Raw genomic sequence first — 24,058 nt, forward strand, 5'->3', positions numbered from 1 at the left:
GTCACTCGGACTTCGCGGCGGCGTCGGCGAGCATCGGAGCGATCTCGTCGGTGGCCCACTTCAGCGACAACGCCGACGGGAAGCCCACGGCGTTCGGCATGCCGGTGTTGCGGGCGAGCGAGACGACCGCGCCGCGCTCGACGGCCGGAAGACGGTTCCACGCCTCGAACTTGGTCAGGTATCCGAGATCGCCGGTGGGCGAGACGACCACGAGCAGGTCGGCGTCGAGCTGCGAGATCTCCTCGTAGGACAGCACACCGCGTCCGTCCGCATCGACCTGCAGTGTGTTCGCGTACTCGCTGAGCTCGAGGCCGAGCGAGTTCAGGAACTGCCCGATGCCGCGGTCGTCGGCGGCGAGCACCGACAGCTGGCCACCGGTGTCGCCGATGATCGCGTTGTAGGTCGCGCCCTCGAGTGCGGGGTACTGCTCCTTGGCGGCGTCGAGATCGACCTCGGCCTGCTCGATGACCTCCTCGGCCTTCTCGGGGATGCCGAGGGCCGAGGCGATCTTGCGGGTGGAGTCCTGCCACGGCTCACCGTTGGCGCGGTAGTCGAAGTGGACGACGGGGAACTGTTCGGCGAGCTGGTCGTAGGTGTTCTGTTCGAGTCCCCAGAAGCCGGTGGAGACGATGATGTCGGGCTGCAGCGCGGCGATCTGCTCGGCGATCACCGTGGCACCGCCGTCCATGTTCAGCAGCGGCGGGACGTCGGCGCCGAGTGCTTCGGCCTCCCACGGCCACACGCCGGTGCCGCCGGTCGCCGCGAGGTTCTGGGCATCGACGGGGAGCGCGAGCGGGGTGACGCCCAACGACAGCAGGATGTCGGCGTCCTGCGGCGACAGCGGCAGGGCGCGGGTCGGGGCCGACTCGACGGTCGTGTCGCCGAACTTGCCGGAGACGGTGACCGGGAACTCGCCGTTCGCCGCCGTCGCGCTGCCGGACGAGCTGCCGCTGTCGGTGTCCGAGCCGCACGCCGTGACACCGACCAGCATGGCGGTGGCGGCGAGGGCGACGCCGATCCGGCGCAGTCGCTTGTGGATCCTCATCGATTCTCCTCTGCTGTAGAACACTTCGTAGGTCCGTCGTCCGGGTGTCCGTTCCCGGCGCCGCGGATCTCGTCCTCGTGGAGGGTCGCGGCGAGTTCGCCGATCGACCCGGCGGTGAAGATCGACTCGGCGTCGATCACGTATCCGGCCGCCCGCAGTCCGCCGAGGATCCGCATCACCGAGATGCTGTCGCATCCGAGTTCGAGCAGATCGTCGTCGACGCCGACCTGCTCGACGCCGGTGACCTCGGAGGCGAGGGCGCACAGCAGCTCTTCGGCCGGTGTGGACGGTGCCCGGTGCGTTCGCGGGGCGAGTTCCGGTCGCGGCAGCGCTGCGCGGTCGATCTTGCCGTTGGCAAGCGTGGGCAGGGCGTCGAGCACGACCGTCGCCGACGGCACCATGTAGTCGGGCAGCACCCGCGCGACCGCGCGTCGCAGCGTCTCGGCGTCGAGGGTGTGCCCGGCGGCCGGGACGACGTAGGCGACAAGACGTGCCGTCGCACCGAGATCGGTGCGGGCGAGCACCACTGCGGTCGCGACGTCCGGTCGCGACGAGAGCACGGTCTCGATCTCGGCCGGTTCGATCCGGTATCCGCGGATCTTGACCTGGTCGTCGCCGCGTCCGCGGTAGCGGATGTGTCCGTCGGGCGTCCACAGGGCCCGGTCACCCGTGCGGTACATGCGGTCTCCGGGGAATTCCGGATCGATCGTGTCCGCGACGAAACGGTCGGCGGTGCGACCCGGGTCGGCGAGATAGCCGCGGGCCAGTCCACGACCGGCGAGGTAGAGCTCGCCCTCCACACCGATCGGCGCGGGACGCATCCACCGGTCGACGATGTAGGCCCGGGTGCCGGCGACCGGTCGGCCCGCAACGGGCGCCTCGGCGTCCGAAGCCCGTGCGACGAGCGCGTCGACGGTGCTCTCGCTCGGCCCGTAGAGGTTGTAGGCGCTCACGCCGTCCAGCCCGCGCAACCGGTCCCACATCGGTTGGGAGACCGCCTCGCCGCCGAAGCCGAGCGAGGCCGGGCACCGTCCGTCGTCCGCGAGTCCGTGATCGAGCAGCTGCGCGAGGTGCGACGGGGTGACCTCGACGAAGTCCCAGCGGGATTCGTGGGCGACGCGGACCATCTCGGCCGGATCGCGCTGGACCTTCTCGTCGACGACGTGCACCGCGTGCCCGTCGAAGAGCCACAGCTGCGGTTGCCAGGACGCGTCGAAGGCGAACGACCACGCGTGGCCGACCCGGAGCCGGTCGCGTCCGGTCCGTGCCTGCGTCGGCGCGTAGAGGTCGGCGCGGTGGCTGTAGAACAGCGCGGTCAGGCCGCGGTGCAGGGCGAGGACCGCCTTGGGTGTGCCGGTGGAGCCGGAGGTGTACACGACGTAGGCCGGGTGGTCGGCGCGCAGCGGTGCGAGCCGGTCGGCGTCGGTCAGCGGGGCGTCGTCGTAGCCGGCGACCCGCGCCGCGAGCGTCTCGTCGTCGAGCGCGAGCACCGGCGCGTCCACCGCGGGCAGCGACGACGCGAGTTCTCGGGTGGTGAGCACGACGGCCGGCTCCGCGGTGCCGAGGATCGTCGCGAGACGCTCGGTGGGAGTGCGCGGTTCGAGCGCGACGTAGGCACCGCCGGAGACGAGCACCGCGAGCATCGCCGCGATCGTGTCGGCCGTGCGGGGCAGCACGAGCGCCACGCGGGTCTCGGGAGCGACACCGTGGTCGACGAGCAGTCGCGCCCACCGGCGGACCAGGGACGCGAGGTCGGCGAAACTCCATTCGAGATCGCCTGCCACGAGCGCGGTCTCGTGCGGGTGACGGGCGACCGCGTCGTCGAACAGGTCCGCGACGGTGACGGCTTCGGCGACCGGTGCCGGTGTGGCCCGCCACTGTTCGAGCCGGGCGCGTTCGTCGGCCGGCAGGACGTCGATGGCGGACAGGCGCCGGTGCGCCTCTCCCCCGGCCAGCGTGCGCAGCACCCGGTCGAGTCCGGCGACGAGACGTTCGACGGTGCCGCGGTCGTACAGGTCGGAGCTGTACTCGACGACGCCGACGAGGGTGTCGGTGCCCACATACTCGACGAGGTCGAACGACAGGTCGAACTTCGAGGTCTCCATCGGGTGCGGTTCGGGGGTGACACCCGCCGTGAGCCCACCCGCACTGCGCGGATCGGGTTCGACGAGATAGACGATCATCACCTGGAACAGCGGGTGCAGGGCGCGCGAGACGGATCGGTCGGAGCCGAGCACCGCGTCGACGACCTGCTCGAAGGGCAGGTCCTGGTGGTCGAACGCCTCGAGGTCGGTGCGGCGGATCCGGTCGAGCAGTTCGGCGACGGTGGGGTCGCCGGACAGGTCGGTGCGCAGCACGAGGGTGTTGAGGAAGAAACCGACGAGATCCTCGAGTTGCGCGTCGCCGCGTCCGGAGACCGGGGTGCCGAGGGGGATGTCCTCGCCGCCGCCGTAGGCGGCGAGCAGCACCGCGACGGCGGCCTGCACGACCATGAACATCGAGAGGTCGTGTGCGCGTGCGAGTTCCCGCAGTGCGCGCACGACCTCCGCGTCGAGCGCGAATGGCACCGCGCCACCGCGATAGGAGGTGCGGGCCGGACGGGTCCGGTCGGTCGGCAGCGGCAGTTCCTCGGGCAGGCCGGCGAGGGCGTCGCGCCAGTAGGCGCGCTGACGCGCGGCGAGCGACTCCGCATCCGCCGGGTCGCCGAGCAGGTCGCGCTGCCACAGCGTGAAGTCGGCGTACTGCACGGCGGGCTGCATCCACTCCGGTGCCTGCCCCACCTCCCGCAGCGCGTAGGCGGTCGCCAGATCGGTGAGCAGCGCCTTGGTCGACCACTCGTCGACGGCGATGTGGTGAATCACCAGCGCCACCACGGTGCCGTCCCCGGCGTCGAGGACCGACAGCCGCACCGGCAGTTCGGCCGACAGATCGAAGCGGTGATCGATCGCCTCGGCCAGCGCATCGTGGACATCGGCCGCGGCGACCGAGCGGTGGTCGACGACCACGCGGACCTCGTCCGGCGCGAGCACCTGCTGGTAGGCCTGTCCGTCCGCGCTCGGGAAGACCGTGCGCAGCGACTCGTGACGCAGGACGACGTCGCGCACGGCCGCTTCGAGTGCCGGGACGTCGACGCGCCCGTGCACCCGCCACGTGACAGGCACGTTGTACACGCCGCCGCGGGCCCCGAGCTGGTCGAGAATCCAGAGGCGTTGCTGCGCGTACGACAGCGGCACCATCGCAGGTCGCGGGTCGGCCGCCACCAGCGCGGGTCGCGGCGACGCCTGCCCGGCGGCCGCGCACCGCTGCGCGAGCGACTCCACCGTCGGGGCGTCGAAGACCGTGCGCAGGGCCAGATCCGCGCCGAGCTCCGAACGGATCGCGTTCACGAGCCGGATCGCAGCGAGGGAATGCCCACCGAGCGCGAAGAAGTCGACGTCGATACCGACCTCGTCGAGTCCCAGTGCGTCGGCGAACAGAGTCGCGATCGTCGCCTCGAGTTCGGTACGCGGCTGCCGTCCGGATCCGGTGTCGAACTCCGGTGCCGAAAGGGCACCGCGATCGAGTTTGCCGTTGAAGGTCGTCGGGACCGCGTCGATCACGAGAACCCGTGCGGGCAGCAGATACTCGGGCACACGTCCGACGAGTGCGTCACGGACCGCCACCGGATCCACCGCGACTTCCGCTGCGGGAACGATATATCCGACGAGCACCGAATCGCCTGCGGGACGGGGTTTGATCGCGGCCACAGCACGGGCGACACCGTCGACGGCATCGAGAGCCGCCTCGAGTTCGCCGAGTTCGATGCGCAGACCGCGCAGCTTGATCTGGTCGTCGCCGCGGCCGAGATATTCGAGGTCGCCGTGGGCGTCCCAGCGTGCGAGGTCGCCGGTTCGGTAGAGCCGGTCGCCGGGATCGCCGTAGGGGTCGGCGACGAACCGCTGGGCGGTGAGCGCCGGGCGCCGCAGGTAGCCCTGCGCAACCTGTACTCCCCCGATGTACAGCTCACCGGGGGTGCCGGCCGGCACGGGGCGCAGATACCGGTCGAGCACGTACAGGCACACGTTCGCGCCCGGCCGCCCGATGACGGAACCGCGGGTAGGCGAACCGATCCGGGCACCCGGGTCGGCGTCGAGGGTCACCTCCACCGCGGCTTCGGTCGGGCCGTACAGGTTGTGGACCTTCACCTGCGGGAGCACCGTCGCCGCGCGTGCGACGGTGCGCGGCGACAGTGCTTCACCGCTGCACACGATGCGGCGCAGGCTCGCGGCGTCCGCGGTGGCGGGCACGGCGAGGGTCTCCTCGAGCATCGACGGCACGAAGTGGGCGACGGTGATGTTCCCGTCGCGCAGCAGGGTCGCCGATTCGACGGGATCGCGGTGCGCGTCGGGTCCGCCGACGACGACGCTCGCACCGTCGACGAACGGCGCGAACAACTCCCACACCGACACGTCGAAGGTCGCGGGTGTGCGCAGCAGCACCCGGTCGTCGGGCGAGGCGGGCAGTTCGCGGCGCACCCATTCGAGCCGGTTCGCCACGGCGCGGTGCGACACGGCGACGCCCTTGGGCAGACCCGTCGACCCCGAGGTGTAGATGACGTAGAGCGGGTGGTCGAGGGTGAGCGGCGCGATCCGGTCGGTGTCGGTGACCGACTCCGGGCTGCGGGCGTCGATACGGGCACGCACCTCGGTGTCGTCGAGGTCGAGTCGCGGATGCTCGCCGGGCAGTTCGATGTCGCTGCGCGTCAGCACGACTCGCGGATGCGCATCGCCGAGCAGGTACTCGATGCGCGTTTCGGGCAGCGTGGTGTCGATCGGCTGGTAGGCCGCACCGGACTTCACGACGGCGTGGATCGCGACGACCTGCCCCACGGAGCGGGGCACCGCGACCGCGACGATCGCACCCGGACCGGCGCCGAGCGCGACGAGTTCGCGGGCGAGGCGGTTCGAGGCGGCGTCGAGGGCGGCATGGGTGAGGGTGTGGTCGGCCGCGACGAGAGCCGGCCGTTCGGCGTGCTCGGCGGCGCTGCGGGCGAGCACCTCGCTCAGCGGGGCGAGAGCGAAGTCGACGCGCTCGCCGGTGCCGACGGCGAGTTGTCCCGCGGCCTCGTCGGCGTCGAGGATCGCGACGTCGCCGATCCGGGCCGCGGGTGCGCTCGCGACCTGATCGAGCAGAGTGAGCAGCGCGGCGAGAAGCGTGTCGGCCATGGTGGCGTCGAACAGGTCGGTCGCGTACTCGACCGATACGGCGACCTCGCCGGTGTCCGGGGCGTCGACGAAGGTGAGGTTGAGGTCGAACTTGGCGCGGACGTTGCTCAGCGGTTCCCAGCGGGTGGGCACACCGAGCAGGTCGGGCAGCTGCGCGGGGCGCTGCAGGTAGCTCATCATCACCTGGAACAGCGGGTTCCGTCCCTCGACGCGCGGCGGTGCGAGTCGCTCGACGAGCTGCTGGAAGGGCACCTCCTGGTGCGCCATCGCCGCGAGATCGGTCTCGCGCACCCGGTCGAGGAGTTCGGCGAAGGTGGGCTCGCCGGACAGATCGGTGCGCAGCACCAGGGTGTTGACGAAGAAACCGACGAGTTCGTCGAGTGCGGTGTCGGAACGGCCCGAGACGGGGGTGCCGACGACGATGTCGTCGCCCGCGCCGAGCCGGGAGAGCAGTGCCGCGACGGCCGCGTGCAGCGCCATGAACATCGTGCCGCCGCGGGCATCCGCGACCGCGCGCAGGCGGGCGGCGATGTCGGCGGGGACCGTCGCGGTGGTGTTGCCCGCCGCTCCGGTCGGCCGCGCGGGGCGGGGCCGGTCGGTGGGCAGGACGATCTCGTCGGGCAATTGCGCGAGAGTGTCGGTCCAGTAGTCGATCTGGGTGTCGATCCGGCCGGCCTCGATCAGTTCGCGCTGCCACAGCGTGTAGTCGGCGTACTGGACGGGCAGCGGAGACCATTCGGGTGTCGCGCCGGCCGCCCGGGCTTGGTAGGCGCGGGTGAGGTCGCCGAGCAGCGGCGCATCCGACCATTCGTCGGTCGCGATGTGGTGCAGCACCACTGCGAGGACGTGCCGGTCGGGCGCGACGCGCACCAGCACCACGCGCAGCGGCGGGTCGGTGTGCAGATCGAACGACGCGGTGAGCCGCTCGGTGAGCAGCGCCCGGACGGCATCCTCGGACTCTGTCTCGTGCAGTTCGAAGCGCACGGCCTCGGGCGTGTCCAGGATCCGCTGGTAGGGCGTGCCGTCCTCGGAATCGACGACGGTGCGCAGGCTCTCATGACGTTCCACGACGTCGGCGACCGCCGCGACGAGGGCATCGGCGTCCACCGCGCCGTCGAGGCGGGCGACGTGCGCGTAGTGGTAGGCGAGGCTGTCGTCCTGCAACTGCTGGAGCAGCCACAGGCGTTCCTGGGCGGCCGACAGCGGCACCCGGTCGGGGCGCGTCCGCGCGGTGATCGGCGGGAGCGCCGCTGCGGCGCCGGGGATGCGGCGGGCGAGTTCCTCGACGCTGCGAGCCTCGAACAGGTCACGGATGGTGACGTCCACACCGAGTTCGGAGCGGATGCGGCCGACGATCCGCATGGCGATCATCGAGTGCCCGCCGAGTTCGAAGAAGTCGTCGTCGGCGCCGACCTCGTCGACCCCGAGGACGTCGGCGAAGACCTCGCACAGGACCTTCTCGGTCTCGGTGCGCGGGGCGCGTCCACCGAGGCCCGTGGCGGCCTGCGGTTCGGGCAGGGCGCGGGTGTCGAGCTTGCCGTTGACGGTCATCGGCACGGAATCGATGAGCTGTACCCCGGCCGGGACCATGTAGTCGGGCAACTGGGCGCGCAGGTGGGCGACGAGCCGCGACGACAGGTCGGACGGATCGCCGTCTCCGACCGGAACGGCGTAGGCAGCAAGTCGTTTCGTGCCGGGCACGAGCGGGTCGTCGACGGCGATCACCGCCGCGGTACCGACCTCGGGGTGCTCCTCGAGCACAGCCGCGATCTCGTGCAGTTCGACGCGGTAACCGCGGATCTTGACCTGGTCGTCGACGCGGCCGAGATAGTCGAGGTTGCCGTCGGTGCGGCGGCGCATGAGGTCGCCAGTGCGGTACATGCGGCCACCGGCCGACCACGGATCGGCGACGAAGCGGTCGGAGGTGAGCCCGAAACGGTTCAGATAGCCGCGCGCGAGACCCACACCCGCGATGTACAACTCGCCGACGACACCGTCGACGACGGGTCGCAGCCACGGATCGAGGATGTAGGCGCGGGTCGCGCGGATGGGGACGCCGACCGTGGGGGTCGCGCTGTCGTCGGTGCCGCCACCGAGGGTGTTGATGGTGTACTCGGTGGGGCCGTACAGGTTGTACCCGAGGGTGCCATCGGTCTCGCGCAGGCGCGTCCACACCGAATCCGACACGGCCTCACCGCCGAGCAGAACGAGCGGCGGGCGGTGCTGTCCCGGACCCTCGTCGAGCATGCCGTCCGCGATCAGCTGCGTCGCGTAGGTAGGGGTGACGTTGACGACGTCGATGGCGTGGGTGTTGCAGTACTCGACGAGCGCGGTGGCGTCGCGACGCAGGTCCTCGTCGCAGACGTGCACCTCGTGGCCCTCGACGAGCCAGAGCAGTTCCTCCCACGACATGTCGAAAGCGAACGACACGGTGTGCGCGACCCGCATCCGGCGTCCGTCCACCGACGAGACCACCGGATCGAAGATCTCGTCCTGGTGGTTGCGCTGCATGTTGGTCAGGCCACGATAGGGGGTGACCACGCCCTTCGGCTTGCCGGTGGACCCCGAGGTGTAGATGACGTAGGCGGGGTGCTCGAGCCGGCCCGGGCGACCCGGGGCGAAGGCACCGAGTTCGGCGTCGGTCAACGGCGCGGTACTCGCGGCGAGGGGCCCGTCCAGGCGGATGCTGCGGTCGGCGGGCAGGCCGAGACGGTTCTGCACCGCGGTCGTGGTGAGGAACAGCGCCGGCAGCGCGTCGTCGATGACGGTGCGCAGACGCTCGTCGGGCTGGTCGAGTTCGAGCGGCAGGTAGGCGGCACCGGTGCGCAGGATCGCGAAGAGCGCGACGACGGTGTCGATGCTGCGGGGCAGACCGAGGCACACGATGGTCTCGGGTCCCGCTCCCCCGGCGATGAGGGTGCGGGCGAGCGCTTCGACGCGGCCGGCGAGTTCGCCGTAGGTGCTGCTCTGTTCACCGGAGACGAGGGCGATGCGGTCGGCGTCGGTCGCGGCGCGCGCGATGAGCATCTCGGCGACGGTGACGTCCTCGACCTCGGGGATCTCGGCGCGCAGCCGGGCGTCGGTGACGGTGTGTTCGGCGGCCGTCAGTGCGGGCACGGACGCGACCGGCAGATCGACTCCGCGGGCGACGAAGTCGAGCAGCGCCACGAAGCGGTCGTGCAGGGCCCGGGCACGCGCACCGTCGACGACGTCGGGCCGGTAGTCGATCTTGACGTGCATGGTCCGCCCCGGCGACACGACGATCGCGAGGGGATAGTGCGTGTGGTCGAGGCTGTCCTCGGCGAGGATGTCGTGCCGCGCGGACTGCCGGGCCATCTCGTCGGCGTCCTTGAAGTTCTGCAGTACGAACAGGGTGTCGAACAGTTCGGAATGACCGACGGCGCGGAGGATGTCGCCGAGTCCGAGATACTCGAACTCCATGCGGTCGGCGTACTCGTCCTGCATGCGGCGCAGCAGGTCCGCGACGGTCTCGGCGCCGGACAGGCGCACCCGCACCGGGACGGTGTTGAGGAACATGCCGACCACGCGGTCGAGTCCGACGATCTCGGTGGGCCGCCCGGCGACGGTGGAGCCGAACACGACGTCGGTGCTGCCGGATTCGGCGGCGAGCAGCAGGCCGACGACGGCGTTCATCAACGCGTTGAGGGTGACGCCCGTGCTGCGGGCCCGATCGCGCAGTGTCGCGGTGAGCGTCTCGTCGATGTACGACTCGATGCGCAGCGGCACGATGGCGGCGCGGTCGCGGGTGGATCCGGCGAGCAGCGTGGGCTTGTCGAAACCGGCGAACTCGTCGCGCCAGGCCTGCTCGGCGGCGGTGCGGTCGCGGGCGGCGAGCCACTGCAGGTAGTCGGTGAAACCCGCTTCGGGCGCCGCGATTTCGTCACCGGCGTAGCGGGCGAGCAGTTCGTCGACGAACAGCGCACCGGACCAGCCGTCCCACAGGATGAATTCGCGGTTGACGACGAGACGGTCGATGCCGTCGAGGTGCAGCAGCAGCATGCGCCACAGCGGCGGGGACGCGAGGTCGAACGGCTGCAGCCGATCCTCCTCGATGAGTTTCTCGGCGCGGGCCTGCTGCTCGGCGGGGTCGAGGTCGGTGAGGTCGACCTCGGTGAACGGCACCTCGAGATCCGCCGCGCCGATGAACTGCACCGGATCGGCCAGACCGTCGTCGGTGAAACCGGCACGCACGGTGGGGTTCTCGGCGAGCAGACGTGCGGCGGCGCGGCGCAGGCGCTCGACGTCGAGGCGGTGGCCGAAGTCGAGCGAGAACTGGGCGGTGTAGATGTCCTTCGACGAGTCGAAGACCGACTGGAAGTACAGGCCGCGCTGCAGCGGCGACAGCGGCCAGATGTCCTCGATCCGCACGGGCGCGATCCGTGCGACGCGGTCGATCTCGGTCTGCGTGAGCGTGACGTGCCCGAGATCGGACGGAGTGAGACAGGTCCGCCCCAAAGCTGCGTCGGCGCGGCCGAGGAGATCGTCGAATGCCGCGCGCCATGCCTCGGCGAGCCCGGCCACGAGATCGGGGTCGAGCGCCTCGTCGGCGGTCAGATGCACCGTTGCGCCGCCGGTTCCCCGTTCGACGTGGATATCGAGCAGGTAGTTGCCGATGCGGTCTCCGCCGCTCCGCACGAGCACCTGCGGCTGTCCGAGCGGCGCGAGGGCCGGTCCGGCCTGGACGTTGGCGTAACGCAGCATCGGCCAGCCGATGCCCCGGTCGGGGGCTGCGCGCAGGCGTTCCTTCGCGGTGCGCAGGGCGTCGAGCGGATCGGTGGCGAGCGCCAGCCGCACCGGCGTCGTCCAGTCGAGCGCGCCGACGGTGCGGGTGAGGTCGGCGTCGGGGGCCAGTGCGATGCGGCCGTCGCGGACGATGTCGACGAGCAGTTCACCGTCGCCGCTCTCGCGGGTGTTCGCGACCGCGGCTGCGGTCACCGCGGTCCACACATCGGTCGAGACGCCCGAGACGAGACCGGCCACTGCGGTGGTCGCCATGGAGAATTCGTCGTCGGTCAGGGTGAGGGTCACAGGCGTCCGTGTGCGGCCGGTGGCCACCGCTGCGGCGAACTCGGCACCGGGTGCGACGGTGGTCATCCAGTCGGGAAGCTCGGCGAGTCGCTGCGGGGAGGCGGCCTGCTCGGTGAAGACGCGGGCGTGGGTCGCGGGCGAGGTGGGCACGGGCGGCAGCACGATCTGCGTGCCGCGCCGGGCGGCGCGCAGGGCACGGTGCAGGTCGGCGGTGACGATCGACCAGGACGTCTCGTCGACGAGCCCGGCGGGGGCGAGGAAGACCAGTTCCCCGGCGCTCTCGTCCGCAGCGGTGAGCCGCCCCGCGGTCAGGACCCGGCCGGCGGTGGCGTCGGGGCGCAGGGGCAGGTCGGCGGTCGCGGTTCCCACCGGCAGGGCGGCGTCCGCGACGAGGGTCCGGACGTCGACGGCGGCGGTGTCGTTCACCGACAGCAGCCACAGCACCGGGGCCGGTGCGGTGAGGGTCGTCCGCAGCGCCGGGTGGTGCTCGACCACGGCGGCGACCGCGGCGAGCACGGCGTCGTCGGTGAGATCCTCCGGAGCCGGGACGCGGTATTCGCGCAGGTCGGCGTCCACGGAGAGTCCGGCGTCGCGGCGTCGCGCGGTGGCCGGCAGCAGCGCGAGCGGTCCGGCGGCGGTGTCCTCGTGGTCGGTCTCGGAGCTGTCGCCGAGGGCCGGCGCCGAGGCGACGTCGAAGGTGCCGAGCGGCGCGTCGAGGTCGTCGAGGATCGCGGCGAGGAAGTCGTCGAGATCGGCGGCGCAGCGCTGCGCGAGCGGTGCGTCGTCGGCATGACCGCGCAGTCCGATCTCGATCGGGTGCCCGGCCTTCTCGAGCACGAGGATGAATTCCAGTTCGCCGACCGGCCCGGAGGACAGCATGTGCGCCTGCGATTCCCGCCCGACCGAGTACCGCGAGGCAGCTGCGGGCATGATGTTCACGCCGACGGTCGGGGGCCGCCAGTCCGGGTCGATCTCGGCGAGTTCGCGACCGAGATCCTCACCGCGGTACCGGCCGTGTTTGAGCAGGCCGAGCAGTTTGCCGTCGATCACCTCGGCGACGTCGGCCAGGCGCGCGTCGTCGGGAACGTCGAAGCGCAGGGGCAGGACGCTGGCGACCATCGCGGGCACGGTGCGCAGTTCGCGGGTGCCGCGCGCGGTCGTGGGCAGGCTGATCACCACGTCACGGCGGCGGGTGGCCCGGGCCAGATAGGTGCCGAGGAGGGCGATGAGCACGGTGGCGGGCCGGGTGCCGTGGGCTTTGGCGTACCGCTCGAGCCGGCCGCGTCCGTCGGCGTCGATGTGCGACCAGGCGACGAGTTCTCCGGGGCTCGACAGGCGACCAGAGCCGAGCAGGCGCGTCACCTGCGGGAGGTCGGCGAGTTCGTCGAGCCAGTAGCGGCGGTCGAGTTCGCGTTGTTCGCTCGCGACGTACTCCTCGTCGACGCGCACGTACCGTTCCAGGGTCCACTCCGTGGCGCGGTCGGGACCCTTGCCTTCGACGTACGCCCTGGTCATCGCGGTGGTCGCGAGACCGATGCCGTAGCCGTCGTTCACGATGTGGTGGTACTGCTGGTACAGCCGCATCGTGTTGTCGGAGAGGCGGTGGATGGCGAATCGGAACAGCAGGTCGCGGGCTAGATCTTGCGGTTCGTTCATCGTGGCGCGCATCCAGCGGTCGGACGCCGCGGCCGGGTCGTTCTCGCCGCGGAAGTCGATGACCGGCAGGTCCCACTCGCGGGTCGCGCGCGGGATCTGGACGACATTGCCGTCGGCGTCGACGTCGAAGTTGACGTGCAGGGTCTCGGCGGCGTCGAGGACCGAGTGGATCGCCGTGATCATCCGGTCGATGTCGATGTCGTCACCGATGGTCTCGGTGTACATGCCGGTGTTGTAGAGGTGCCCGGTGGCGTCGAGCTGATGACCGAAATAGATGGTCCGCTGCGCGCGCGTGACGGGATACACCGACTGCATCGAATTTTCTCTCTCCCACGGATGCCGCGACGAACCGCGGGCGCATACCGACTAGCTAATGGTTAGGCTAACCATACTAGGCGCCCGAGGGGGTGCTGAAACCTGCTCCCACCGGCGCGTTCATCGCCGTCGTCCAGGCCTCGGACAGCCCTCGGATCTCCTCGCAGGAAATTCGTCCGTCCGACCGCATCGTGGCTGTGAAGATGCGACCGCCCGCTTTCTCCTCGATCCGCACCGACAGCTCGAGGGCGCGCCCGCACGGGGTCCGCCGCTCCGTCGGCACCGTGTCGATCCGGACGAGGACGTCGGGCCGGGCCAGTGCCATGAAGGCCGGTGCGGCCTGGGCGTTGAGGTGCCGCAGCAGCGCGTAACCGGACCCGTCCCCGGGCACCCCGTCCACGGCGGCGGCCACACCGGTCGACACCGCGTCCGGATCGTCGGCGACGGGAACCCGCACGGGCACACCGACGGCGAACGGACCCACGGTCCGGGTGCAGTCCGGCTCGCCGTCGGAGAATTCACGTGCGTCGCGTTCGATCTCGACGAGCAAATGTGCCGGCGCGGCCTCGCGGACGCGTCCGACGGCGACTGCCAACGCGGTCACTGCCGCGACAGCGAGGTCCTGCCCACCGGACGGACCGGCGTTGACCTCGACTGCGGCGATCTCGACCGGATCGCCGACGGGGAGCACCGCGGTGCTCAGCGCGGCGCCCGGGGCGAGGACCTGCGCCCAGTGCGCCAGTTCCCCGAGCAGCGCCGGGTCCTGCGCGCGCTCGTTGATGCGGGTCGCGAGTCCCTGCGCGGTGGCTGCGGGAACGGCAACCGGTCCCCCGGTGACCGCCGCAGCCAGGTCGGCGGCGAGCACGCCGACGGAGACACCGTCGGCGACGATCGGGTGGACCGCCACCACGAGTCGACCGGTCTGCCCGGTGGTCAGCCACACGGCCGAGAGCACCGGTCCGGCCTCGGGGTCGAGAGCCTCGGCGGCCTCGGTGCGGGCCTGCTGCTGCGCTGTTGCGAGGTCGGTGGTCTCGACGACCCGTACCGGTACCTCGTCGCCGGCGGGGTGGGTGTCGAGCGACCACAGCACCGAGGCCACGCGGGTGAGCCGCATGCGCAGCGCATCGTGAGCGGCGACCACCGTGCGCACGGCACCCGTCGCCTTCTCCTCGTCCGCCGGGGTGTCGACGGCGAACACGAGTGCGGCTCCGGCCGGCTCTGCACCGATCTCTCGCAGTGCGTGCACGGCCGGCGGCACGGGCACCGGGCCCGGCTCCCGATCGTCCACGAGACCGGCCGGCTGCCCCGCCGTCTCGGCGAAATGAGCAACAGCCGTCTCGGCGAACTGCGCGACGGCGGCGAGACCGGCCGGGGTGCGCCACCGGAAGATCTCCCGCGGGCCGAATTCGATGCCCTTGCGGCGCGCGGCCGTGACGACCTGCATCGAGACGATGCTGTCGCCACCGAGCGCGAAGAAGTCGTCGTCCGGTCCGACGACGTCGAGACGCAGTGCCTCCTCGAACAATTCGCACAGTGCGGCCTCGGCGGGGGTCTCCGGGTCGCGGCGCGTCGTCGCGGTCGGTTGCGGATCGGGAAGTGCCCTGCGATCGAGTTTGCCGTTCGGTCCGAGCGGCAGTACCTCGAGCACGGTCACGGTCACCGGGACCATGTGATCGGGCAGGGAGGTCGCGGCGTGCGCGAGTAGATCGGCCGGTTCGACGGTGCGCCCGGACAGGGGCACCACGTAGCCGGCGAGCATGCCGTCGCGCACCACGGCGGCGCTCTGCGCGACGTTCGGATGCGCGACCAGCGTCGCCTCGATCTCCCCGAGTTCGATGCGCAGGCCGCGGAGTTTGACCTGCCCGTCGGCGCGGCCGATGTAGTCGAGTTCGAGGCCCGCGCCCCGGTCGCGCCACCGCACGAGGTCGCCGGTGCGGTAGAGCCGCTCCCCCGCGTCGCTGTAGGGGTCGGCGACGAACCGGCCCGCCGTCAGGCCCGCGCGCCGGTGGTAGCCGCGGGCGAGCTGGACACCGCCGAGATACAACTCGCCGACGACGCCCGGCGCCACGGGCCGGAGCCGCTCGTCGAGGACGAGGGTGCGGGTGTTGTCGATCGGCCGTCCGATCGGGACCCACGGAATGCCCTGCGCCGGAATCGGTGCCGCGGTGACGTCGACGGCCGCCTCGGTGGGGCCGTAGAGGTTGTGCAGTTCGGCGTCGACGAGGGTGTGGAAGCGGTCGCGATGGTCGGCGGTCAGCGCCTCACCACTGCAGATCACCCGGGTCAGGCGCAGTGCCCGGTCCTGCTCGGCGGCGAGCACGTCGAGCAACGCCGCGAGCATCGACGGCACGAAGTGCGCCGTGGTGATCGACTGCCGGGCGATCACATCGCGCAGATAATGCGGGTCGCGGTGACCGTCGGCGGTCGCGACGACGAGCGTGGCGCCGGTGATCAGCGGCCAGAAGAACTCCCACACCGACACGTCGAATCCGGACGGGGTCTTCTGCAGCACCCGATCCTCGGCGGTGAGACCGTATTCGTCCTGCATCCACCGCAGCCGGTTGGCCACGGCGCGATGGCCGACGACGACACCCTTCGGGGTTCCGGTGGATCCGGAGGTGTAGAGCACGTACGCCGCGCAGTCGAGGGGCATCACGGTCGGTGCTGCGACCGAATCTGCGGGATCGGTTCCGACGGAACCGGATTCGTCGACCTCGAGCACCGGCACACCGGAGTCGAAGGTCATCGCCACACCGGCGGCCGCCACGACCGCGACGGGCTGCGCGTCGGAGAGCATGTACGCGAGTCGCTCGACGGGATAGTTCTCGTCGAGCGGCAGATAGGCCGCACCGACGCGGTGGACCGCAAGGAGGGCGATCACGAGAGCGGTGCTGCGCGGAATCGCCACGGCCACGACGGCATCCATTCCTACTCCGGGAACGGCACGCAGATGCCCGGCCAGAGCGGCGACGGCACGGTCGAGTTCGGCGTAGGTCCACCGCCGTCCGGTGGCGTCGTCGACGAGCGCGAGGGCATCCGGTGTCGCAGCGACCTGCTGCGAGAACAGCTCGGGGACCGTGCGATCGGGACCGTCGTCTCGGACCGTGCCGATCTCCACTGCCACCAATGCCTTCCGGCCGTCGACGGTGAGCACGCTCAACTGCGACAGCGAGGCGTCCGGATTCGCCGCGATCTCCGCCAACAGAGCCGTGAGTCGCTGCACGAATCCGTCTACGGTGCCGCGGTCGAACAGGTCGGTCGCGTACTCGATGCGACCGCGGATCCCGCCGTCGTCGGTCTCGGCGAGGTCGAAGGTCAGGTCGAACTTCGACGTGCCGGTCTCGACGAAGACCGGTTCGGCGTCGAGTCCGGGCATGCGGATCTCGTCGAGGCGGTCGCGGTACTGCACCATGATCTGGAACAGCGGCTGGCGTGCGAGCGACCGTGCCGGGGCGAGTCGTTCGACGAGCACCTCGAACGGCAGGTCCTGGTGAGCATAGGCGTCGAGGTCCACCTCCCGGACCTGCGTGAGCAGGTCGCGGACGGTGGGGTCGCCGGACAGATCGGTGCGCAGCACGAGCGTGTTGACGAAGAAGCCGACGATCCGGTCGAGGGCGGCGTCGGGACGACCCGCGACGGGAGTGCCGAGGACGATGTCGTCCCCGGCGCCGTGCGCGCGCAGCAGTACTGCGACGACCGCGTGGGTGAGCATGAACATCGTCGCGCCGGATTCGGCGGCGATGTCGGCGAGTGCTTCCCGGGTGCGCGGGTCGACGGTGAACGGGACCGCGCCGCCGCGGTAACTGCTGACGGCCCCGCGCGGCCGGTCGTGCGGAACGGCGAGTTCCTCGGGTGCGCCGTCGAGGACGCGTGCCCAGTACTCGGTCTGGACCTCACGCAGAGACTCGTCCCCGGTACCGAGACGTTCGTCCTGCCAGAGAGTGAAGTCCCGGTACTGCACCGGCAGCGGCGCAGGCGCGGGTGCCCCGGTGGTCAGGTGCGCGTACCAGGCGGACAGGTCGGCGACGAGCGGCGTGGCGGACCACTCGTCGGCGGCGATGTGGTGCACGAGCACCAACAGGCGCGCGTCGTCGGGAGCGGTGCGCACGAGCGTCGCGCGGATCGGCAGGTCGTGGGCGAGATCGAACGGACGGCCCGCCTCCTCGGTGAGCAGCACGTCGAGATCCGCCGGGGCGGCGTCGACGATCCGCAGGTCGACGGTGCAGTCCTCGGCGGGCAGCACCCGCTGGTAGCCGATCTGCTCGACGTCGCCCTCGTCCGGCTCGGTGAACACCGTGCGCAGCGTGTCGTGCCCGGCGATCAGGTGCTGCAGGGCACCCCGCAGAGCGTCGACGTCGAGCGCGCCGCGCAGCCGCATCGTGTACGGGATGTTGTAGGTCGCCGACGCGCCCTCGAGGCGGAAGAGGAACCACAGCCGGCGCTGCGCCGCCGACATCGGGACGAGATCGGCGTGGTCGCGGCGCACGAGTTCGGGTCCGACGGCGGTGGCCGGGACCGTCGCCGCGAGTCGCGCGGGGGTGCGCAGATCGAAGATGTCGCGGATCGACGGGTTCCGGCCGGTGCGCATGCGCAGCGCCGCGGACAGACGTGTCGCGAGGAGCGAATTGCCGCCGAGGGCGAAAAAGTCGTCGTCGGGGCCCACCTGGCGGACACCGAGGAGTTCGGCGAGCACCTCGCACACGGCGCGTTCGTCATCGGTGGCCTCGCGTGTGCTGTGACTCCGGGCGGGATCGGGCAGGGACGCGCGGTCGACCTTGCCGCTGGGCAGGGTCGGCATGGCGTCGAGCACGACGAAGACCGCGGGAATCATGTAGTCCGGCACCACGGTCCGCAGATGGTCCTGCAGGTCGATGGCCGCCGGACGCGGCGCGGCCGGATCGGCGACGACGTAACCGACGAGCAGATCGGTCCCGGACGCCGACGGGCGCACGGTGACGAGGGCCGCGGTCACCGCCGGGTGCCGCAGCAATGTGGCTTCGACCTCGCCGGGTTCGATGCGGAAACCGCGCAGGCTCAGCTGGTGGTCGGCGCGCGAGACGAACTCGAGTTCTCCGGAGGCGTTGCGCCGCAACAGGTCCCCGGTGCGGAAGAGCCGGGTGCCGCTGCCGGTGGGGTCGGCGACGAACCGCGCCGCGGTCAGATCCGGGCGGCCGAGATAGCCGCGGGCGGACTGCACTCCCCCGACGTAGAGTTCGCCGGTCACCCCGTCCGGGACGGGACGCAGGTGCCGGTCGAGGATGCGCGCGGTCACGCCGTCGACTGGGGCACCGATGCGGACGCGGTCGACGTCGGAGCCCGGCGCCGTCCAGATCGTGACGTCGCCGGCGACCTCCGATGAACCGTACGAGTTGATCACCCGTGCGCCCGGCAGTGCCGCGATCACGCTCGTGCCGAGGGGTTCTCCACTGAGGAACCACGTGTCGACGAGTTCCGCGGCCTCGGGGCGCAGGGCGGCGAGGGTCTCGGCGAGGCTCGGCACCGCGGTGAGCATCCGGACGCGGTGCCGGACGACGAGATCGGCGAGGGCCTCGGCGTCACGGGAGGCGGCGTCGTCGGCGAGGACCATCGTCGCACCGGAGAGCAGACCGGCGAACAGCTCGGTGGATCCGTCGATGAAGCTCAGCGAGCTCTTGGCCAGGCGCACGTCGTCGCCGGCCGGGCGGACGCGTGCCGCCTGCCAGACCAACCGGTTCGCCAGCGCCGCAGCGGTTCCGACGACACCCTTGGGCACACCCGTCGAACCGGAGGTGTATACGACGTACGACCCGTCCGCCGGATGCAGCGGGCGGCTGCGGTCGAGGTCGGTGATCGGTGCGTCCGAGTAGCCTTGCGCCGCTTCGGCCAGTGCGGCGAGGGTCAGCTCCGGTGCCTCTCCGGGCACGGCGCCTTCCGTATCCACAAGCACGAGATCGGGTGCGGCGTCGGTGAGCATGAACTCGATGCGCGCCGGCGGGTACGACAGGTCGACGGGCAGGTAGGCGGCACCGGAGACCACGACGGCGGCCAGCGCCACCACGGCGGCGTCGGACCGTGCCGCCGCGACCGCGACGACACTGCCGGGCCCGACACCCCGTTCGGCGAGCGCGCGAGCCGAACGGTGCACGCGCGCCCCAAATTCCCGATAGCTCGACGTCTCGGTGCCGAACACGAGCGCCGGGTGATCCGGGCGGGCGGCGAAGGCCGCCGCGAGCAGGTCCGGCAGCAGCTGCGTGGTGGCGGGCACCGTCGCGACGGTGTCGGCGGCGCGCTCTTCGTCGGTGCGCACGTCGATCGATGAGAGGTGTCGCGGTTCGGGGTCGGCGAAGGCCGCGAGCACCGACAGCAGACGCTGCCCGAGGGTCTGTACGCTCGTACGGTCGTAGAGGTCCTCGGCGTACTCGAAGCGGATCGACAGGCCGTCGGCCGCGTCGACGAAGTCGACGGTGAGATCGAACTTCGACGTGCCGGTGGACAGATACGACACGGTCGCGGTGGTGTCGCCGATCTGCGGGACGACCGGTTCGGTGCGGCACTGCACCACCGTCTGGAAGAGCGGGTGCCGCGCGAGCGACGGGGTGACACCGACGGCGTCGACCACCTCGTCGAAGGGCACCTCCTGGTGGGCCAGGGCGGTGAGGTCGGCGTGCCGTACGCGCGTCAGAATCTCGGCGGTATCGGGATCGCCGGACAGATCGGTGCGCAGGGCGATGGTGTCGACGAAGAATCCGACGATGTCCTCGAGTCCGCTGTCGGCGCGACCCACGACGGGCGAGCCGAGCACGATGTCGTCGCCCGCCCCGAGCGCGGTGAACAGGGCGGCCACGGCGGCGTGGGTGAGCATGAACATGCTCGTCCCGGAACGGGAACACGTACCCCGCAGGGCCGCAGACAGTTCCGAATCCACCTGCACGTGTACCTCGCCGCCGCGGTGGCTCGGCACCGCGGGTCGCGGACGGTCGTGTGGCAGGGCGAGTTCCTCCGGTGCTCCGGCAAGGGTGGAGCACCAGAACGCGAGGTCGCGGTCGCGGAGCACGGCGGCGGCGGGGTCGTCGGCGAGACCGCGCTGCCACACCGCGAAGTCCGCGTATTGGGGACGCGGCGCGTCGTCGGGCACACGACCCGCAGAGAGATCGGCGTAGGCGGCGGCGAGGTCGGCGAAGACCGTCTCGGCCGACCACTCGTCGCCGGCGATGTGATGCACGACGAGCAGCAGCACCGCGTCATCCGGTGCGCGTCGCACGAGATGCGCACGGAACGGACGGTCCTGTCCCAGATCGAAGGATGCCCGCGCGGCCGCGTCGAGAAGTGCCGTGGCATTCCCGTCGCGCGCCTCCGCGACCTGCAGGACCGTCGACGGCGTGTCGGCGACGACCTGCACGGGCTCACCGTCGACGACGTCGACGACGGTGCGCAGCACCTCGTGCCGGGCGACGACGTGCACCAGCGCACGGTCGAGCAGGCCGGCGTCGAGCCGGCCGCGCAGTTCGAGGGCGAAGGGGATGTTGTAGGTCGGCGACGGTCCCTGGGCACGGTCGAGGAACCACAGGCGCTGCTGGGCCGACGACAGCGGGATCCGCGCCGGTCGCGGTCCTGCGACGAAGCGGGGACGTGCCGGGCTCGCGCCGTCGACCACCACGGCCAATTCGGCCACGGTGGGAGCGTCGAAGACGTCGCGCAGCGACACCTCGACGTCCAGCGCCGAGCGGATCCGGGCGACGAGACGGGTGGCGGACAGCGACGTTCCGCCGAGGGTGAAGAAGTCGGCGTCGACACCGACGGCCGGGAGTCCGAGCAGGTCGGCGAAGACACCGGCGAGGGTGTGTTCGGTGGCGGTCTCGGGATCGCGACCGGTGTCGGGGGCGCCGATCTCCGGGGTGGGCAGTGCCTTGCGGTCGACCTTGAGGTTCGCGGTGAGCGGGAACTCGTCGAGCACGACCGTCAGCGACGGCACCATGTACTCGGGCAGACGTGTGCGGAGGAAGTCGTGCAGTGCTGCGGTGTCGACGTCGGTGCCGGTCACGTAGCCCACGAGGCGGGCCGCACCGGTGGCGTCGGGCCGGGCGACCACGACGGCCTGCGCCACGCCGACGAATTGCGCTGCGGCGGTCTCGATCTCACCGAGTTCGATGCGGTGTCCGCGGACCTTGACCTGGTCGTCGCCGCGTCCGAGATACTGCAGGGTGCCGTCGGCGGTCCAGCGCACGAGATCGCCCGTGCGGTACATCCGGCCGGCGCCGAAGGGATCGGCGACGAAGCGGGCCGCGGTGAGGTCGGGGCGGCCGCGGTAGCCGCGCGCGAGCTGCTGCCCCACGACGTACAGCTCACCGGCCGCGCCGACCGGCACGGGCTGCAGCTGCCGGTCGAGCACGCGCACACCGGTTCCCGGATAGGGGCGGCCCACCGACCCGGTCCACGGCAGATCCGGCGCGACCGGAGCGGAGGTGCACCACACCGTCGCCTCGGTGGGGCCGTACATGTTGACGACCGAACACGCTCGCGCAGCGAGGGTTCCGGCCAGGACGGCGGGCAGGCCCTCGCCGCCGACGAGCACGCCCGTACCGGCGAGATCCAGACCGTCGTGTTCGACGATCGCGCCCCACAGCGACGGGGTGGCCTGGATGCAGTCCACCGACTCGGTGGCGGCGAGCGCGGCGAGGGCTGCCGGATCGCGCGCCTCGTCGTCGCCCGCGAGCACGACGGCCCCGCCGCGGCACAGCGGCACGATCAGTTCGAGCACCGAGATGTCGAACGACAGGGTGGTCAGGGCGAGAAGCCGAGTGTGCGTGCCGATTCCGGCGAGATCGGTCGCAGCGTCGACGAAGCGGGCGAGTGCGCCGCGCGAGAGCACGACACCCTTCGGCCGGCCGGTCGAACCCGAGGTGTAGATGACATATGCCGACTGGTCGGGCACGACTCGCTCGGAAGGCGTGGTGCCGACGGGGACGTCGCCGCGCCAGTGCAGGACGCCGTCACGGAAGACCGCCGTGGCGTCCGGGGTCGATGCGCCGAGACGGTCGGCGAAGTCGTCGGTGGTGAGCAGGATCGCCGGTCGCGCGTCGTCGAGCATGTACTCGAGTCGCTCGGCGGGGAAGGCGGGATCGAGCGGCAGGTACGCCGCGCCCGTCCGCAGCACGGCGAGGAGCGCGACCACCATGTCGGCGGTGCGTGGCAGGGCGAGCGCGACCGTCACCTCGCACCGCGCACCAGCCCGTGCGAGTTCGCCTGCGACGGCATCGATGCGCGCGTCGAGTTCGGCGTAGGTGAGACGGTCGGCGCCGGCGACGAGCGCGGGTGCGGCACCGGCGGCGGCCACCTGCGCGTCGAACAGATCCATCGCGTCGGGCGCGACAGACTCGGATACGACTCCGTGCCAACGGGATTCGAGATCGGCGCGGAAATCCGGGTTCAGCAGGTCGGCGTGGGCGAGAGGACGTTCGTCCGCGTCCTCCCGGGCGGCGAAGGTGAGCAGTCGCGCGATGGCCGCGGCGTGACCGGCGACCTCCTCGGCGGTGTACCGGTCGGCGTCGGCGTCGAGGGTCAGTTCGAGTGCGCGGGTGCTGTCGACACGACGGGCGACCACCGCGAGGTCGTGGACGGGACCGCGCGCGAGCGAGTGCACGGTGGCGGTCGCGTCGCCGAATCGCACGGTGTCGCCGAACGGCTTGATGTTGACCGTCGGGCCCACCGGACCGGGACTGGTCGCGGGCAGACGCAGGTCGCGGTGGATGTCCTCGCCCCGGTAGCGACTGTGGCGTCCCTGCGCAGCGACGGTGGCGCGCACGTCGGCGGCGAGCGCCGCGAGACTCGCCTCCGGAGCGACCTCGATGCGGAGGGGCACGACATTGACGGCGGTGGTGAGCACCTTCGCGGCGACGCTGCCCATCCGGTTCATGGCCGGGAAGCCGAGCACCACGTCGCGGACCGCGGTGACCCGGCCGAGATAGGCGGCGGTCGCGGCGGTGACGAGGTCGGGCCAGCCCACCCCGGCGCGGCGTGCCGCTACGTCGAGCGCCTCGGCGACGCCCCCGGGGACCTGCACCGATTCGGTGACCACCGCGCGGGCGAGCGAGGACGCGGCCGGCACCGCGGCCTCCGCGAGGCCGAGCGCGTCGGGTGCACCATGCAGCGTCTCGGTCCAGAAGTCGCGGTCGGCGACGATGCGCTCGCCGCTGCGGTACTCCTCGTCCTCGGCGACGACCTGCTCGACGGAGCCGAAGGTCGCGGGCGGGACGTCCTCGCCGCGCACGAGTGCGGTGTACACGGCGACGATGCGGCGTTCGATCAGGCTGTAGCCGTAGACGTCGAGCAAGGCGTGGTGGGCGCGCAGGAACAGCAGGACACGGTCCGGTCCGAGGACGAACACCCGGGCGCCGATGCCGGCTTCGGCCGTCGGATCCATCGGCACGCGCAGGATCGCGCGCATCGTGTCGACGGCCGTCCGCCGCGGATCGGCGTCGGCGGTGAGGTCGGTGACCTCGATCTCCGGCGCCGGATGGGCACCGGGGAACTGGACGGGCACCTCGTCGACGACGGCGATCCGGGCGCGCAGTCCGGCGGATTCGTCGAAGACCGTGTGGACGGCGCGGGCGAGCACGTCCGGATCGATAGCGCCGTCGATCTCGAGGAAGTGCCCGGTGACGAGTGTCGCGTTCGAGGGGTCGATCGTCTGCGCGAACCACATTCCCGCCTGGGCAGCGGTCAACGGCAGAGGCACGATCGATTCCACGGGTACTCCTCGGCATTCCTGGACCCGCCCCCTCGGATCCGCCCCTCCGTCCGGATATAGTTA

The 24,058-nt window shown here is 71.4% G+C and carries 3 protein-coding genes; all 3 read right to left on the reverse strand.

The annotated features are described in order from the left end of the window. Position 1: 1 nt before the first annotated feature. Positions 2-1,045: an ABC transporter substrate-binding protein gene (locus BLV31_RS19865; protein WP_006553897.1), complete on the reverse strand. Its 1,044-nt coding sequence runs from the start codon at positions 1,043-1,045 to the stop codon at positions 2-4. Beyond that, complete coding sequence (locus BLV31_RS19870; protein WP_064060526.1) at positions 1,042-13,269, reverse strand: non-ribosomal peptide synthetase; 12,228 nt, start codon at positions 13,267-13,269, stop codon at positions 1,042-1,044. Before BLV31_RS19870 ends, BLV31_RS19865 begins: the two co-directional genes overlap by 4 nt. A 76-nt stretch (positions 13,270-13,345) precedes the next feature. Next, positions 13,346-23,995 carry a non-ribosomal peptide synthetase gene (locus BLV31_RS19875; protein ID WP_072740533.1) on the reverse strand — a complete coding sequence of 3,550 codons (10,650 nt, stop codon included), beginning with the start codon at positions 23,993-23,995 and terminating at the stop codon, positions 13,346-13,348. Positions 23,996-24,058: the final 63 nt, after the last annotated feature.

This window comes from Rhodococcus pyridinivorans, from assembly GCF_900105195.1.
GTDB classification, from domain to species: Bacteria; Actinomycetota; Actinomycetes; order Mycobacteriales; family Mycobacteriaceae; genus Rhodococcus; species Rhodococcus pyridinivorans.